The following is a 17967-nucleotide window of genomic DNA, read 5'->3' on the forward strand; positions in this document are numbered from 1 at the left end:
GCCATTTGTTCTCTCAACAACCAACTTGTATCCAAAACGTCCATCCACTAACATTGCGTTTGGCATCTATCGCTAACCTCTAATTACCAAATTCATGCTCGGTTTCAAGCACATTAAGTTCGACTCCATGACCTATGTACTTCACTTCGTGAACGGACAGATCAAGAAGGAAGGACGCGGACTTTCATTCTTCTATTTCGAACCTAATAGCTCCATTGTAGCCATTCCGCTTGGAAGCAATGATCTTCCTTTCATTTTTAGTGAATCCACCAAAGATTACCAGACGGTCAATATTCAAGGGCAAATCACCTATAAGATTTCAAATCCAAAGGTTTTGGCTGATGTTCTCGACTTTACGGTGGGCGAAAATGGACTTCACAAGAAGAACGATATAGAGAAACTAAACCAGCGGATCATCAACGAAGCTCAGACGTCTACTTCTTCGTTTATTCATGAGATTAATCTAAAAGAGGCCATTCGCTCTGCCAAGCAGATAGAACAACAAATCCAATCTGGGCTCACCTCACAAGCAATTGAAAGCTTGGGGATTGAAATCCTAGGAACGAATATTTTGGCGATTCAAGCCTCTCCTGAAATGGCCCGAGCTTTAGAGACAGAAACTCGCGAAAAACTTCAACAAGAAGCAGATCACGCCATTTACGAAAGAAGAAACTTCGCCGTTGAACAAGAGAGAAAGATTAAAGAGTCTGAGCTCAATACCGAAATCGCCGTTGAAGAGAAGCAAAAGCAAATTTCTGAGAAGCGTATGGAGTCTGAAGTTCTCAAAGCAGACAATGAACGCAAGTTGCGCGAAATGAAGATTTCTGCTGACATATCAGTGGAAAATCAGAGAAAGATGCTCATTGAACAGCGTACAGAGAACGATAAAAAAGAAGCGGAAACTCAAGGATATGTTACGGAAACGACTCTCAAGCCATATCGAGAAATGGATTGGAAGATCTTAACCGCTTTGACCAACAATACGGATCCAAAGTTTAATATTTCCCTGGCCTTCCGCGAAATGGCGGAAAATGCCGATAAAATAGGCAACTTGAACATTAGTCCTGAACTTCTTGATTCAATCCTCAATGAAAAGAGAAAGGGGAAATAATGAGCTACGAATACGCGATAATTGTAAAGAATAAGACGCGTCTTGAATCTCTGATTGAACGATTCAACACTGTGGCACAAGCACAATTCTATATTGAACGTCAGGGAGGAAACTTTGCTGATTACGAGCTTGAACACAAAAATTTTCATCGAGCTCTCAATGACTTACAAACCACACTTTCTTCCGAAATAAAGAACAAGACGATTGATCGATCCTTCCTTCCATCCTTCTTGTTTGCCGATTCGCACCTCATAGTGGTGATTGGTCAGGATGGATTGGTTGCAAATACAGCCAAATACGCCAACGGATGTCCCATTATCGCTGTTAACCCAGATCGTGATCGATACGACGGAATTCTTCTTCCTTTCAACACGAACAATGTTCTTGGTGCGGTAAGATCCGTTCTCAAAGGACAATTTTCCTCTCGAACAGTGCAGTTTGCGGAAGCCAACCTCAATGACGGTCAACGACTGCTCGCCTTCAATGATTTGTTTATTGGAAGTGCCACTCACGTTTCTGCGCGATATACCATTTCGTACAAAAGTGAACTTGAGGAACACTCCTCCAGTGGCCTCATTGTTTCTACTCAAGCGGGATGTACGGGATGGCTTTCTTCTGTTTTCAACATGGCCTTTGGGGTAGTCAATATGTTTGAAAAGAATATTCATCCCATTCTGCCCAAACTACAGAACGACGAATTGTTATTTGCGGTGAGAGAGCCTTTTAAAAGTGTGAAAACACAAGCAGGTATCGTTACCGGTTTGATTAAAGGTGAGAACAAGCTTATCATTGAATCTCTGATGCCAACCCATGGGGTGATTTTTAGCGATGGTGTGGAATCTGATTATCTCCAATTCAACAGCGGATCAATTGCTACGATTGGTCTAGCCAAAGAGACAGCGACATTGGTGATTTAGACATTAGATTGATCAAAAATGGCACTTCACAACTCCGCGCTCTTGATGACTGCTTTAGGAGATAGAAAATCAAAGATGAAAAAGGAGGCCAGCACTTGCATACCAAGAATGCCCTGCTCCATCCTTCCCATAGTCGTTAAGCCCCATCAAGTAACCGGGTTCCACAAATACAGAGGCTACGGGTTTGCGATACTTCTGCAAAAAATCAACTGCAAATCTACTCCCCACCACCATAGCCAAATTACTTGAACTGGTAATTGAGCTAGAAGCTGGACTGGTTTGCCCACGCTCATCCAACTCTCCATCGAAAGCGTTTTCCGCATAGGCATAGTATCGCATAGCTAACTTCGGTGTGAAATGGAATCGACTCAAAGCTATGTCGTATCCCGCGCCAATCTGTACATCAAATGTAGTTGATGACTGAACACCTTTCAGCTCTGAAAATCCAACTGGACTCTGATAAGTTCGGCTCACATTGGTACGTCCAAAACTATATCCGAGAGAGGCCATAAATAACCATGGACTCTTTCCCTTGGAGTAATAAAAATGGGCAGATACTCGATTCAGGGAATACTCTTCATCAAAAGCATTTCCAGCATCAGAATCTTCAAAACTTAAGATTTGATTTGTGGGAACAAACTCATATTCCGCACCCACAGCAATTCGATGATCCGCTCGTTGAGCAGTCATTGTAAAAGAAAAAATTGATAGGACGATTCCGATTAGCGTCTTGAGATTCATAGTAGAGCGTTAGATGAAACAAACATACTTCGTTTTGGGAATCTCATCCATTCAAAAATCAATCCACTGATGGTTGTACGCATTGAAAGTTGGATCATGCGGAGTTCTTAGTAGATCGTGCGAAGCTATACGTCAACCCTCGAGTTCCAACTCTCAACTCTCACCCCATCACTTCCTCAAATACTTGCAAGAATGCATCTACATCGCTCTCCACGGTATAACGTCCCATGGAAATACGGAGATTGTCGGTTGGAAGATCTGGACGAAGCGCCTCGATGACATGAGATCCGTTCTGAGCGCCCGAATTGCAGGCGCTGCCGCCACTAATCGCAATCCCCTTCATATCAAATTGGAAGAGGGTCATACTCTTTGCTCCCTTCTCCATGGGAAGACCGATGCTAGTGACAGTATACAAGCTCTCCTCGGGAGAGTCGCTCTTTCCATTGATCAGCACATCGGGGCGAACTGCACGTATTCCCGCAATCAACTTTTGCTTCAGCATATTGAGTCGGCTTTTCTCCTCTCCCCAATCTGAAGTGACCAATTGAAAAGCGGCACCGAGTCCGGCTATTCCAATGATGTTCTCTGTACCGCTGCGCATATTGCGTTCTTGTCCACCTCCAAATATCTGAGGGTGAATTTTCACTCCCCCTCTGGCGTATAGAAACCCTGTGCCTTTGGGACCATTAAACTTGTGGGCTGAACATGTAATAAAATCAACAGGAAGAGTGGATAGGTCAAGTGGAAAATGACCGATATACTGAACCGTATCGCTGTGATACAATGCTCTGTGCTCTCTGCACAAGGTGCCAATCCGCATCATATCAAAGGTATTTCCAATCTCATTGTTCCCTTGCATGATGGAAACAAGAGTTGGAACACTGGCTGAACTCAAGTGCGACTCTAGCTCTTCGAAACTGAAATCACCTCGCTCATCTACCGCGAGCAAGATCACTTCTATACCATACTGATCACGAGCGTGTTCAATGGTATGAAGAACCGCATGATGTTCCGTTGGCAAGGAAATAATTCGCTTTACGCCTAAATCACGAACAGACGAAAGGATGGCCAAATTATCAGCTTCTGTGCCACCACTGGTGAAGAAAACTTCACCGGGCTCACAATGGAGCTCCTTGGCAATCAACTTCCTGGATCGCTCCACTAGGATGCGCGATTGCCGACCAAAAGAATGGGTAGAGGATGGATTTCCAAAAGAATCCATCGCCTCAATCATCGCCTGTTTTACTTCTGGAGCAAGAGGTGTTGTTGCGGCATTATCGAGATAAATCTTTTGCATTAGAGATTAAACCATTGGTTCACTCTATCGTTCACATCGTACTCATAAGATTTATGAACGTATTCATTATGAGCAGGATGGTATTCGTATTCCTTTGCCCATTCATCTCCTTTATCCGCTACTTCTTCAATGGCTGTGCAGATGTATTCCACATCTTGATTGGTCATGCTCGGATGAAAACTCACGCGAACCCAACCCGGACGATGACTGATGTCACCACTGAGAATTTCTTCTTTAATTGAATGACTCGTTTCCATGTCCACATTCAACAAATAATGACCATAGGTTCCTGCACAGGAGCAACCTCCACGCGTTTGAACGCCGAAGTGATCATTTAACAGTCGAACTGCGAGATTGTAATGCATGCCCTCAATCACGAGAGAAACGGCACCTAATCGCTCAATATGCTGACCTGCCAACAATTGAATACGTGGATGCTTGCCCAAGCGGTTCATTGCATATTCAATGATTTCATGCTCGCGAGTCATCATATTCTCAATGCCCATCTGCTCCTTCAATTCCACGGCAAGAGCTGCGCGAATCGTTTGAAGGAAACCTGGAGTTCCTCCATCTTCTCGCGCTTCAATATCTTCAATATACAAGTGTTCACCCCATGGATTGGTGTAAGTCACTGTACCTCCACCTGGATGATCGGGCTGCTTGTTTTTGTACAAACTGTTGTGAAAAACCACAATACCAGCCGAGCCTGGACCGCCCAGGAATTTATGGGGAGAAAAGAAGATCGCATCCAACCTTGCTTCTGGATCTTCTGGATGCATATCCATCTCAACGTACGGAGCACTACAGGCAAAATCAACAAAACACCATCCATTGTGACGGTGCATCAACTTTGCGATTTCGTGATACGGAGTCTCAATCCCCGTTACGTTAGAAGCCCCTGTGATGCTCGCAATCTTCCAAGAGCGATGCGCGTAATCCTCCAGGGTCTTCTTCCACGAATCCATGCAAATCAACCCTTCATTGGTACACGGAACAACCACTACATCAGCAATGGTTTCCAACCAAGAGACTTGGTTGCTATGGTGTTCCATGTGCGTCAAGAAAACCACAGGCTTCTCATCTTCGGTCAGTTCAATTCTGTTCATGAACTTCTCGCCTGGCTTCAAACCTAAAATGCGTTGGAATTTGAGAACGGCTCCCGTCATTCCCGTGCCCACACAAAGAAGAACATCATCCTTACTTGCGTTCACGTGATTCTTGATAATCTGACGGGCTTTGGCATACGCCAAGGTCATGGACGACCCAGTGTAGGAAGTCTCGGTATGGGTATTCGCTACAAAAGCTCCCATCTCTCGCATCTTATCTTCAATGGGACCGTACATACGCCCACTGGCAATCCAATCCGCATAAATAAGCGGTTTTGAACCGTGTGGACCTTCAATACTCAATTCACTACCAAGAGTATTCTCACGAAATTTCGCGAAGTGTTTCTCAAGTGTAGAAGTAGTCATAGGCACAGTTTCCATATCTGTAGGAGATTAAGAATACAAAGATACAAAGCTCTTGGCAGGTGGTGTCTTACGACGCAAAAGTCGACAACTCGTTGATGAAGCGTTGCGCCAATGCCGACGCTTCCTCCAGTGAAGGTGCTTCGGTATACACGCGGATGATCGGCTCTGTATTGGATTTTCTCAAGTGTACCCAGCTCTTTTCAAAGTTGATCTTAACGCCATCAATGGTGCTTACGTCCTCGTTAGAGTAGCTTTCAGCGGCCTGAGCCAAGATGGCATCAACATCTAGATCTGGAGTGAGTTCAATCTTTTCCTTAGCCATGAAATAATCAGGATAAGAAGCTCTCAATTCTGAAGTCTTCATACCTGTTTTGGCCAGATGTGTAAGGAAGAGTGCTATACCCACGAGGGAATCTCTACCATAGTGCAATTCTGGATAGATGATACCGCCATTGCCTTCGCCGCCAATGACAGCATTCACGGCTTTCATTTCAGTCACAACATTCACTTCGCCCACGGCTGAAGCGGAATACGACCCACCGTGCTTTTCGGCTATATCTCTCAACGCTCTGGAAGAACTTAGGTTGCTCACCGCCGCTCCACTTCTTCTGCCAAGAAGGTAATCTGCAACGGCTACCAAAGTGTACTCTTCACCGAACATAGATCCATCTTCACAAATAAGAGCTAGACGATCTACGTCTGGATCCACCACCAAACCCACATCAGCTTTGGTCTCTTTCACTTTGGCCATAATATCCCCCAAATGCTTCTCCAATGGCTCTGGATTGTGAGGGAAAATTCCGGTTGGCTCACAATACAATTCAATTGTATTCTTCACCCCTAGCGCTTTCAACAAAGGAGGAATAGAGAGTCCTCCTGTACTGTTCACAGCGTCAATAGCCACGGTAAAGTTGGCCGCGGTAATCGCTTCAACATCTACATCTTCTAAAGCTAGAATCTGATTGATGTGATCGGCAATCGCATGCTCATAGGTAGTGAGGGTTCCCAATTCTTCAACAGCCGCAAAGTTCATTTCACCAGCCTCTGCAATGCGAAGAATTTCTGCGCCATCTTCTGCATTCACAAACTCTCCCTTTTCATTGAGCAGTTTGAGCGCATTCCAATTGATGGGATTGTGAGAAGCGGTTAGGATGATACCTCCATCTGCACCAAATTCTGGAACCATTACCTCAACGGTTGGAGTGGTCGATAATCCTAAATCTACCACATCAATTCCCAACCCGAGTAAAGTGGAACTCACTAAATTGGAAACCATGGCACCGCTAGGACGAGCGTCTCTACCGATCACCACTTTTAGTCGACCTGCCCCTCTCCGGTTGCGCAACCACGTCCCATAAGCGCCTGCAAATGCAACGGCATCTAAGGGTGTGAGTGCATCACCGGGAGCTCCGCCAATTGTTCCTCTAATTCCAGAAATTGATTTGATGAGTGTCATATATATGCTATTAGTCTGTTTGGTTTTTGACTCTATCGACCACCAAAGGTCGCAACTAGAGCTGTATTCTCCTTATTGTTTTGCCAACAATCGCAATCCGATGCGCTTTCTCGCTTCATCCACTTCTTCCACGCGCACTAGAACGTGATCTTGAACGGAGAGCACATCGCTAGGATGGGCTACATAGCCATCTTTCAATCTAGAAATATGGATCAGACCATTTTCCTTAATTCCGATATCCACAAAGGCTCCAAAGTCAGTTAAGTTGGTCACCATACCCGGCAATTCCATGCCCACATTGAGATCAGCCATGGTAGAAATATTGGCAAACTCGAGCACTTTAGCTGCTCCTCGAGGATCACGCCCCGGCTGCTTCAATTCGCTCACAATGTCTTGTAGCGTTGGCAAGCCCACATCACTGCTCACATACTTTTTCAGGTCGATAGAATCAATGAGCAATTTATCCTTAACGAGATCCGCAATAGAAACTTTGGCATCTGCAGCCATCTGCTTCACCAATGTATATCGCTCAGGGTGAACCCCGGTGTGATCCAACACTTCAGATGATTCTGAAACTCTTAAAAATCCTGCGGCTTGCTCATAGGCTGAAGCCCCTAATCTCGGAACTTTAAGAAGCTCTTTTCTAGAGGTAAAGCCTCCGGTTGCGGTTCTATACTCTACAATGGATTTGGAAAGAGCGGGACCAATACCCGCGATGTGAGAAAGCAAGGTATGGCTAGCTGAGTTCAATTCGATTCCTACCGAGTTTACACATTTTTCAACCACACGCCCCAGTCTTTCTTCTAGTCGTTTGGCATCCAAATCGTGTTGATATTGCCCCACACCAATGTGTTGGGGTTCGATTTTCACCAATTCAGCCAAAGGATCTTGCAAGCGGCGCCCGATACTCACGGCCCCCCTTACTGTCACATCCTTATCTGGAAATTCCTCTCTCGCCAACTTGGAAGCACTGTAGATAGAAGCTCCATCTTCATTCACCACAAATACACGCAACTCGCGATCAAATCGGATGGATTTCACCAATTGCTCAGTCTCCCTGCCCGCAGTTCCATTTCCGATAGCCACGGCTTCAATTTGATAGGCCCCCACCAAAGATTTGATTTTCTTTTGGGCAGCCCCCCATTCTTTCTGGGGAGGATGTGGATAGATGTTCTCGTTGTGCAAAAGCGTACCGTGTTCATCCAGACAAACCACCTTACAACCTGTTCTAAAACCAGGATCAATAGCCAGTGTGCGAACGCCTCCAATGGGCGGTTGTAATAGCAAGGGCTCCAAATTTGTCTCGAAGACATCAATTGCCGCTTCCTGCGACTTCTCTCTCAACTGAGCAAGAACCTCCGTCGACAAGCTGGGATGAAGCAATCTTTTCCATGCTTCCATCGCCGCAGCAAACACGAAATCCGACACCTCACCATGCCCTTTGACGATGTAGTGCTCCATGGCATTTTCTACCGATTGTGCATCCAACAGCGTAGACATTGAAAGAACTCCCTTATTTACTCCTCGTTCTATAGCTAGAAAGCGGTGGGATGGAATTCGTTTAATGGGCTCATCGAAGTTCAAGTAATCGCGAAAGACCTGTGTTTCTGCATCATTTTCATCAACACCTCTCTTCTTTTTCGATTGAATTAGCCCATATCTCTCCAATGATTTACGGAGAGAATTTCGAAGGGCTATTCGCTCGTTTACCCATTCTGCAATGATATCAGAAGCACCGCTGAGAGCATCTTCATAGGCCACTCCATTCGGCATAGCGCGTCTGACCACGGTTTCTAAATCTTGATTCTTTTGAGCCATCAATTGCTTCGCAACGGGCAAAAGTCCCAATTCAATAGCAGCATCGGCTTTCGATTTGCGCTTGGGCTTAAACGGAAGGTAGATATCTTCTAAGCGAGCAATATCCCATGTCCCATTCAGATTTTCGAGCAACTCATCCGTGAGTAAATCTCGCTCGGTCAAACTCTTTATTATGGCCGTTCTTCGTTTGTCTACATCTGACAATCGCTTCCATTCATCAATAAATCTACCGAGTTCAAGTTCATCCATTCCTCCGGTTACCTCTTTCCGATACCGCGCCATAAAGGGAAGCGTAGCCCCACCTTCAATCAAGGAAACAATAGACTCAACTCGTGATTTCGGAAGCATCAACACTTCCGAGGCTATATCAATCTTCGACTTCACTGCAATGGTTGTTTGGGCTCAAAGATAGGAAGGGAGATGGGAGTTCTTCGTTCGGACTTTAATCTACTTTGTTCTCCACATGATGTAAGAAGATGTATGACGCTTCATGATTGTTAAGATGCCTATGAACCTGGCTCGCTCGTGATATAGAACTAAAAACACACCCACTGAACTCGGAACCCACCACTCCGAACCAATTCCTCTTCCAAAACGTTATTAGTATAGAAACCCAAAAACACCTGTTCATTACTCTGTTGAAAATCGATTGAGTAACAGTACATTTGCCGCACATGAAAAAGATACCTTGAGTGAGGTTCTAATACAGTTCATTCATGTTTGATTCAGATCAACCCGATACCGAGCATCTCATCCAGCGGTTCGAGCGAATGATGAAGGAAGAGAATGTTCGATTCTTCGATGTAGAAGAGTTTGAACATATCACGGAGTACTACCTTGAAACAGGACGTTACAAGAAAGCCCTCCATGCCATCGACCTCGCTTCGAGCCAACACCCGCATGTTGCGTCGTTTCCATTGAAACGGGCGCAATACCTCGTGGCTATGGATAAAATCGAACTTGCCGAACGTGAACTGGATCGAGCTGAATCTTTGGACCCTACCAATTTTGAGATGCTAATTGCTAGAGGGACCATCGCCTCGAAACAAGGTCTTCACTCGCAAGCCATCCGACTCTTTAAAAGTGCTTTGGAAAATGCGGAAGAACCTGCAGATATCTACCCGATGATTGCGGCAGAATACCAAAGCTTGGGCAGATTTGAAGAAGCGGTGAAGTTTCTCAAAATGGCTATCTACGAGTTCCAAGACGACGAACTCCTCCTTTATAACATCGCCGTTTGTTTCGATATGCTGAACAATGGTGAGAAGGCTGTGGAATTTTTCTCGCAGTTCATCGACAGTAATCCGTACAACGAAATTGCTTGGTACCATTTGGGTATCACCTATTCAAAGATGAATGTTTTTGAAAAGGCAATTTGGGCATTGGATTACGCTTTGGTGATTGACGACAGTTTTACAGCTGCCTATTATGAAAAGGCTCGCGTCCTAGAACGCATGGGACTTTTCGAAGAAGCGGCGGAAACACTTCGCGCATCGTTTGAATCGGATGAACCAACAGGATATAGCTACTATCGCATCGGTAACTGCTATCGTCAACTTGGCAAGCAAGATGAGGCCTTACGTGCCTTTAAACACGCGGTACAGCTCGACAATGAATTGGATGAAGCCTACTTGGAATTAGCGCTGATCTATTTGGATCAAGAGCGTTTTTACGAGAGTATTCATCACATCAAAAAGGCAGTTACGCTCGATTCTGACAACCCAGATTATTACGTGATAGCCGCTGATATCTACAAGCGCGTAGGTATGATGTTGGAAGCGGAAGAATCGTATAAATCCATCCTCCGACTCGGTTTTCATGAACCCGATATCTTTATTGATTACGCGGAACTCTTACTCGATCTAGATCAAGTGGAAGAAGCGATGAAGATGCTACAGGAAGGTTTATCCTTTAATCCTGAAAGTAATGAGCTTTACGCGGTTTTAGCAGGATACTTATTTTCGGTTGATGAGCGCGAAGAAGCCTTCCAAATTCTTCAAGACGGAATGGAAGTGAGTCCCGATGTTGGCGAAGCGATTATCAACTATTTCCCACATTTAATGGACGATCACGAGCTGAACCAAGTGATCAAAAAGTTCCGTCCATAAACTTTTATTTTTGGCAATTTTTTAACGCTATTCGAGAGATATGTATCTTGTCATCTAGATACCAAACACCTCACTATGAATAGTTCGAACCGAATCGTGATCGCCGTCTTATCGCTTTTCTCTGTAGTTTCACTAGGACAAACAGAAGCAGATCAAGGACCTATCCCGAATAAATTATACCTCTCTCCTCTCCCGGTAATTGGTGCTAATCCCGCATTTGGATTTTTCTATGGAGGTGCTGCATCAGGAAGTATGTACCTGGGAAATACCCACACAACGAACATTTCCAATGCGCTGCTAACTGCAACCTACTCCACCAAAGAACAACTAATGTTCACCTTGAAGTCGAATATTTATACAGCCGATAATGGGTGGTTCTTGATGGGGGATTATCGACTCTTCTTCTCGTCTCAGCCTACTTTTGGATTGGGTACCGGAGGACAAAACCTCAACTTGAGCGGTTTGAATGGAGAGTACGCAAATGCGACACTAAATGATAACGTGGAGGCTGAGCCTCTGGATTTCAACTTGATCCGCTTTTATGAAACCGTTACCAAGAGCATTTATCCCAATCTCTATGTTGGGGTTGGGGTTCATGTAGATGTGTTTAGTGAAATTGAAGACGGAGGTCTCGATCTAGATTCCGCAAATCCCGTACTCACAAATCACTTCTTGTACAGTAAAAAATATGGATTCGACCCTTCTCAATACTCCATTATTGGGGCATCGGCCAATGTGATTTATGACTCTAGAGACAACATCTCCTATCCGTATCAAGGGGAATTCGCCTTTGTCTCGTGGAAGTACAATCCAGAGTTTCTAGGAAGTGACCAAAACTCGAGTTCGCTTTGGTTGGAATACCGGAAATACATCAGTCTCAGTGAATCAAACCCTAGAAATATTCTCGCATTTTGGTCGTATGCGAATTTCACCACCTCTGGCCGACTCCCTTATATGGCTCTCCCTTCCATTGGTTGGGATCAAATGGGACGATCAGGAAGGGCCTACCCCCAAGGCCGTTTTAGAGGAGATCACATGGTCTATTTGGAAGCCGAATACCGTTTCCCTCTCCCTATCTTAGAATCGAAACCCAATCTATTTGGCGCCACGGTTTTTGCCAATATGACCACAGCCTCTTCTAGCGATAACAATGTGCAGCTCTTCGATTATATCAAACCTGCTGGTGGTGTTGGATTGCGCATTATGTTGTCGGAAGCCGCTCGCACCAACCTCACCATAGATTACGGTTGGGGAGCGAATGGTGCAGGTGCATTTTACTTGAATTTGAACGAGTACTTCTGAGTCATTTAGCTTGTTTCCATCACAGGCAATATCTTGCCCCCTTCAACGACGATGATGAACACAGACGGGTAACAACCTTCTGAACCTCCGCAAATACCGTTCTATTGTTTTGAATATTCCGTGGTTCATCCACCCATTTAACTTCGCAAAACCATTTGCGATTGCTTTACTGTTGGCACTGTTCGGTGTCCATTCATCGGTTAACGCACAAGAGTCGAGTGGCCTAAAAAGTGGTCCAACTCCCTACAAGCTCTACTTATCTCCGTTGCCTGTTATTGGATCGAATCCTGCGTATGGTTTCTTCTTTGGAGCAGCAGCATCTGGGAGCATGTACTTTGGAAATCCACAAACCACGAGCATTTCCAATGCCTTTCTCTCTGCCAATTACTCGACCAAGAATCAGTTGCTTCTCACCTTGAAATCCAATGCGTACACGACCAACAATTCATGGTATCTCATTGGGGACTGGAGAATACTCATCTCCTCTCAACCTACCTATGGCCTAGGGACGGGTCCGCAAAATTTAGAGGGTTCTGATTTCGGGGTGGGGTATGAAAATGCCGAACTCAATGAAAACAAAAGAGAAGAACCGATGAAGTTTGACCTCTACCGGTTCTACGAATCTTTCAACAAGCGCATTCGTCCCGGCCTTTATGTGGGATTGGGCGTTTACCTCGATCGATTCCAGAACATCGTAGATCAACATTTATCCACCGACACCTCGGCTCCTGTGCTCACCAATCACTACATGCATAGCGACAAGCACGGATTCAACCCTGAAAAATACACCATCAATGGACTCTCACTAAATTTCATCTACGACTCTCGAGATAATCAATCGTACCCCTATCGTGGTCAGTTTGCTCACTCTTCGTTTCGATACAATTCAGAGTTGCTTGGCAGCGATCAAAACTCCAGTACATGGTGGTTGGAATACCGAGCGTTTATTGGACTTACCAAGCGAGATCCGAGACACGTGTTGGCCGTTTGGACTTACGGAAACTTCACCACCTCAGGTACGCTTCCGTACATGGCCTTACCTTCACTGGGATGGGACCAAATGAGTCGATCAGGAAGAGGGTATGCACAAGGACACTACCGAGGAGATGACATGGTGTATTTGGAAGCTGAATACAGATTTCCGTTACCAGCCCTTTGGGAGTCGAAGCCTCACTTATTTGGCGCAACGGTTTTTGCACACATGACTTCGGCATCTTCAGACGACAATGGCATTGCACTCTTTGAATACATGAAACCCGGTGCCGGAATAGGACTGCGAATCATGCTAGACAAAGAAGCGCGTACCAATTTAACGCTCGATTATGCTTGGGGTGCGGATGGATTCAGCGGATTCTACTTGAACATGAACGAGTATTTCTAATAGAAAATCCGTCTACAAAACATTTATCTTCGCCAAAAATCAATCTCCTTGGAAACAAAGAATAGATCACTGCTTCAGTACGCCATTATCACCTTAAAAGGTCTTGCAATGGGTGCTGCCGATGTTGTACCGGGCGTTTCAGGCGGAACCATCGCCTTTATTACCGGCATTTACGAGGAACTCATTGAGAGTATTAACCGCGTCAATTTGGAAGCCCTACGCGTGTTGAAAGCGGAAGGATTAAAAGCGGCGTGGAAACACATCAATGGAAACTTCTTCGTTGCCCTTTTCTTGGGAATTGGAATTTCCATCGCTTCGCTCGCCAAGGGAATTACCTGGCTTTTGGAGCATGAACCTGTTCTACTTTGGAGCTTCTTTTTCGGATTGGTTTTCGCCAGTATTTTCTTTGTTGGGAAACAAGTGACCCAGTGGAAAGCTAGTACAGTTGTAGCATTCCTCATTGGTGGTATCATTGCTTACGCCATTACCATTCTGCCAGCCTCAGGAAGTAACGATGCACTTTGGTACATCTTCCTTTCGGGTGCCATTGCCATTTGCGCCATGATTCTTCCGGGAATCTCCGGATCGTTCATCCTCGTATTACTAGGCAGTTACGCTCTCGTTTTGGATGCTATTCACGAAAGAAACCTCCAGATTATTGCCGTTTTTGGAATCGGCGCTGTAGTAGGTCTTCTCTCGTTTGCACGTCTCCTAAAACTGATGTTTGCCAAACACCACAATGTTACCATCGCTGTTCTATCTGGGTTTCTCTTGGGATCACTCAATAAGATTTGGCCTTGGAAACGCGTAGATAGTGTGCTGATCAAACATGCAGGCGAACCCAAAGAAGAGATTGTAAACGTTATCGAAAAGACCGTGTTTCCAGGAGATTTCACCACACCTGTCATTGAGAACGGAGAGGTGATCAGCCAAATCCCAGCAGAACCACACTTGATGGCTGCTATCGGGCTTTGTGTTGCAGGCATTGCCCTCATTCTTCTTCTCGAACGCGTATCCATTCAGTCTGAGAAATGAGAAAATTTGGATTGATTGGGAAGTCGTTGGGACACAGTTTTTCACCGTCTTATTTCAGCACTAAGTTTGAAAAGGAGGGAATAACAGATGCTTCCTACTCCCCCTTCCCATTGGCAGATATATCTGAAATTGATGTACTCCTTCAATCTCCTGAAATTTGCGGATTGAACGTTACCATTCCATATAAAGAAGCCGTTATTCCTTATTTGTACGGCCTCTCACACGAAGCGGAGAAAATAGGAGCCGTAAACACCCTCGCAAAAGTGGGCAATGACTGGATTGGCCACAACACCGATCACGTGGGTTTTGTGCGAAGCATTGCACCTTTCCTTGAACCGAGTGACCAAAAGGCGCTGATACTCGGAACAGGTGGCGCGAGTAAAGCTATCGCTTACGCACTCGATCAAAAGGGCATCATTTACAAGCATGTAAGTCGCACACCGACAGGCGATGAATTGCCTTATGAAGCACTTTCGTCCATCGTTCCTCATGTGGACATGATCATCAACACCACTCCACTCGGTACCTTCCCCGCCATCACCGAGCATCCTCCCATCGATTTTCACCTCCTATCTGAAAAACACTTTGTCATTGATTTGATTTACAATCCGACAGAAACAGCGCTGCTAAAAGCTGCCAAACTTAATGGAGCTCGAATCTTGAACGGATTGAGCATGCTACACGAGCAAGCAGAAGAGTCGTGGAGAATCTGGAATGAGCAAGTATAATTCGCCCATCCCGTCGCACCCAAAAAATCGACACTAATTCATTCAGAATCAAACTACCATCTTGATGAATCCTGTTATCTTTAAGTCGATTCAAACTTCTACACCATGAGCACTCTTCGATTTTTGCCCACACTTTTCTGTGGACTACTTTTTGCGGCAACCTCCTGTACAACAGAAGAACCGAAGACTGAGCCTGTCACAGAAAAAACAGACCCTCTACCTTCTTGGAATGATTCGGAACGCAAGACCAAAATCATGGATTTTGTCAGCAATATCACCGATCCAAATCATCCTGATTTTGTTCCCGTTGCTGATCGTATTGCCACCTTTGACAACGATGGCACACTCTGGAGTGAACAACCGGTTTACTTCCAGCTTCTATTTGCTGTAGATCGAATTCTTTATTTGGCACCTCAACACCCAGAATGGGAAGAACGAGAACCATTTGCTACCATTTTGAACTGGGGACTTCCCGGAGTAACGAAGATTACCCAAGAAGAGCTTATGGAAGTTATAGTTGTGAGTCACACCCATCTTACCACCGACGAATTTCATGACGCAGTGAGTGCATGGATGGACACAGCTCAGCATCCCATTAAGAAAGTTCCTTACACCGACCTTGTATTTCAGCCCATGCTAGAGTTGATAAACTACCTCGAAGAGAATGAATTCAAAGTATTCATTGTTTCTGGTGGAGGGGTTGATTTCATGCGACCTTGGGCGGAAGGGGTGTACGGCATTCCAAAACACCAAATTATTGGCAGTTCGTTTGAAACGAAGTTTGTCGCAACAGACCAGAGTTTTGAGATCCAACGGTTACCTAGTTTGAACTTCTTTGACGACAAAGAAGCCAAAGCAGTAGCCATTGATCGCTTCATTGGACGTAGGCCCATTTTCGCCGCAGGCAACTCTGATGGAGATCTCCAAATGTTGCAATGGACGTCTACCCAATCACTCCCCTTCATGAACCTCTACATCCACCACACCGATGCCGAACGCGAATGGGCATACGACCGAGAGTCGCATATTGACGGTTTTAACATCGGATGGGATGAAGCCAAGGCAAAAGGCTGGACTGTTGTAGACATGGCGAAAGACTGGAAGCAGATCTATCCCGAAAAGTAGCACGTACCTCTTTTCGAAAGAATAATATCTAAAAGAGTAGAACTTTGTTTAAACACAGATGTTCTACTCTTTTGCCTTTCTAATAAATCGAGCGCTTTGAGTTCAAATGTTAAGTCGAAGGGGTTCCTAATCTTCATGTTAGGGCTTCTCACTTCCATCGGTCCACTTTCCATTGACATGTATCTTCCTTCTTTCGGAAGCATTGCCGATAGTCTTCATACCACTACCAGTTCTATTGCACTATCTCTGTCGAGTTTCTTCATTGGACTCGGTGTAGGGCAGTTATTTTACGGACCGCTATTAGAACGTTATGGCCGAGTAAAACCCACATATATCGGATTGGGTATTTATGCCCTGAGTTCCTTGGGCTGTGCATATAGCCAGTCGGTTGAAATGCTCATTTTCTTCCGATTCACCCAAGCTTTAGGTGCATGTGGAGGAATGGTGGCATCACGAGCCATTGTGCGAGACAATTTTAAAACAACCGAAGCGGCCAAGGCCTTTTCAATGTTGATGATCATCGTAGCGGTAAGTCCCATCATCGCTCCCACATTAGGTGGATACATCAGTGAGTGGACGAGTTGGAGAACTGTTTTCATCATTCTGGCAGCACTGTCTATATCGCTTTGGGCTCTCCTTTACTTCTTCCTGCCGAAGGCCAAACCTGGAAATCCCAACTATTCACTCAAGCTCTCTTCCATTGGAAAGAACTATGCGGAAATATTGAAACATCCAGCCTTCATTCTCAATGCCCTTATGGGTTCCATTGCTTATGCCGGACTTTACGCTTACCTCAGTGGATCTCCCCACTTATACATTGAAACCTATGGAGTATCGGAAACAACGTATGCAACCATCTTTGCATTGAATGCCATTGGTTTGGTGGGAGCAGGACAAATCAACAACCTGATATTACGCAGAGTAAAAAGTAGAAGTATTGTGATTGGAGCTTTGATGGCTCAAACCATCGTGGGAGCCGTGATGTTCACACTCTATGAACTAGACCTGTTCACAGTGAATACTGTTACGGCGTGTATTTTCAGCTATTTATTCTGCCTCGGACTCATCTTCCCAAATGCCTCTGCCCTTTCACTGGGTTCCATGGGACATACTGCCGGAAGTGCTTCAGCCATGCTGGGTGCCGTTCAGATGTTGCTCGGTGCAATGGCCTCAGCAATTGTCAGTGCAACCTTGAGCATTGGATTTTTGGAAATGATTCTCGTCATGGCTCTATGTGCGGCTATCGCACTTATCTTGGGAATGATAAGTCAAAAGAAATTGAGTGCCTTCGACTGATATCCGTCATACAAATCTCTACTTTAGAGACTTCACGCTACTTCAACCTGCAATGATCCCATTCTCTGCACTTGTACCCTGTTTACAGCATTCGATTATTGCAACTGGTCGTGAGTATGAACGAGCTGCCCACTTCAGAAATATCCATTGGAATGCGTCCATGTCTCGTTTAAACCCATT

The 17967-nt window shown here is 45.1% G+C and carries 14 protein-coding genes; 9 read left to right on the forward strand and 5 right to left on the reverse strand.

All coding sequences use genetic code 11. The annotated features are described in order from the left end of the window. The first annotated feature begins 94 nt into the window (after positions 1–94). Together F8C82_RS06095 and F8C82_RS06100 are read left to right on the forward strand one after the other, a co-directional pair. Entirely contained in the window at positions 95–1111 is a 1017-nt protein-coding gene (locus F8C82_RS06095; protein WP_151692661.1) for an SPFH domain-containing protein, read from the forward strand. Next, complete coding sequence (locus tag F8C82_RS06100) at positions 1111–2028, forward strand: NAD(+)/NADH kinase (protein WP_151692662.1); 918 nt, start codon at positions 1111–1113, stop codon at positions 2026–2028. The genes F8C82_RS06095 and F8C82_RS06100 overlap by 1 nt, the downstream gene beginning before the upstream one ends. A gap of 69 nt (positions 2029–2097) precedes the next feature. Here the strand turns inward: F8C82_RS06100 and F8C82_RS06105 are convergent, their stop codons facing one another. From F8C82_RS06105 to F8C82_RS06125, 5 genes are all read right to left on the reverse strand, one after another. Beyond that, on the reverse strand, positions 2098–2718 hold the full coding sequence (locus F8C82_RS06105) for an autotransporter domain-containing protein (RefSeq protein ID WP_170266168.1): 621 nt from the start codon (positions 2716–2718) through the stop codon (positions 2098–2100). Between the two features lie 211 nt (positions 2719–2929). Beyond that, positions 2930–4066 carry a cysteine desulfurase family protein gene (locus tag F8C82_RS06110; RefSeq protein WP_151692664.1) on the reverse strand — a complete coding sequence of 379 codons (1137 nt, stop codon included), beginning with the start codon at positions 4064–4066 and terminating at the stop codon, positions 2930–2932. After that, on the reverse strand, positions 4066–5538 hold the full coding sequence (locus F8C82_RS06115; protein WP_223279454.1) for an aminotransferase class V-fold PLP-dependent enzyme: 1473 nt from the start codon (positions 5536–5538) through the stop codon (positions 4066–4068). Before F8C82_RS06115 ends, F8C82_RS06110 begins: the two co-directional genes overlap by 1 nt. Positions 5539–5605: 67 nt before the next feature. After that, positions 5606–6994 carry a phosphoglucosamine mutase gene (gene glmM / locus F8C82_RS06120; protein WP_151692666.1) on the reverse strand — a complete coding sequence of 463 codons (1389 nt, stop codon included), beginning with the start codon at positions 6992–6994 and terminating at the stop codon, positions 5606–5608. 72 nt (positions 6995–7066) lie between these two features. Beyond that, positions 7067–9196 carry a Tex family protein gene (locus F8C82_RS06125; RefSeq protein WP_308419965.1) on the reverse strand — a complete coding sequence of 710 codons (2130 nt, stop codon included), beginning with the start codon at positions 9194–9196 and terminating at the stop codon, positions 7067–7069. Between the two features lie 332 nt (positions 9197–9528). On the opposite strand from F8C82_RS06125, the gene F8C82_RS06130 reads away from it, so the two are divergent. The 7 genes from F8C82_RS06130 (at position 9529) to F8C82_RS06160 (ending at position 17787) form a co-directional block, all read left to right on the forward strand. After that, on the forward strand, positions 9529–10920 hold the full coding sequence (locus tag F8C82_RS06130; protein WP_151692667.1) for a tetratricopeptide repeat protein: 1392 nt from the start codon (positions 9529–9531) through the stop codon (positions 10918–10920). 75 nt (positions 10921–10995) lie between these two features. Continuing rightward, the gene (locus F8C82_RS06135; RefSeq protein WP_151692668.1) at positions 10996–12222 is read left to right on the forward strand and encodes a BamA/TamA family outer membrane protein; all 1227 of its coding nucleotides are present in this window, start codon (positions 10996–10998) and stop codon (positions 12220–12222) included. 109 nt (positions 12223–12331) lie between these two features. Then, positions 12332–13603 carry a BamA/TamA family outer membrane protein gene (locus F8C82_RS06140; protein WP_151692669.1) on the forward strand — a complete coding sequence of 424 codons (1272 nt, stop codon included), beginning with the start codon at positions 12332–12334 and terminating at the stop codon, positions 13601–13603. Between the two features lie 108 nt (positions 13604–13711). After that, a complete protein-coding gene (locus tag F8C82_RS06145) occupies positions 13712–14638 on the forward strand; it encodes a DUF368 domain-containing protein (protein WP_151692931.1) in 927 nt (308 codons plus the stop codon). Continuing rightward, complete coding sequence (locus F8C82_RS06150) at positions 14635–15366, forward strand: shikimate dehydrogenase family protein (RefSeq protein ID WP_151692670.1); 732 nt, start codon at positions 14635–14637, stop codon at positions 15364–15366. The genes F8C82_RS06145 and F8C82_RS06150 overlap by 4 nt, the downstream gene beginning before the upstream one ends. Before the next feature lie 105 nt (positions 15367–15471). Further along, positions 15472–16491, forward strand: a complete 1020-nt coding sequence (locus F8C82_RS06155) for an HAD family hydrolase (RefSeq protein WP_151692671.1) — start codon at positions 15472–15474, stop codon at positions 16489–16491. Between the two features lie 96 nt (positions 16492–16587). After that, positions 16588–17787 carry a multidrug effflux MFS transporter gene (locus F8C82_RS06160; protein WP_262714043.1) on the forward strand — a complete coding sequence of 400 codons (1200 nt, stop codon included), beginning with the start codon at positions 16588–16590 and terminating at the stop codon, positions 17785–17787. Positions 17788–17967: the final 180 nt, after the last annotated feature.

The organism is Phaeocystidibacter marisrubri (assembly GCF_008933165.1).
GTDB lineage: Bacteria > Bacteroidota > Bacteroidia > Flavobacteriales > Schleiferiaceae > Phaeocystidibacter > Phaeocystidibacter marisrubri.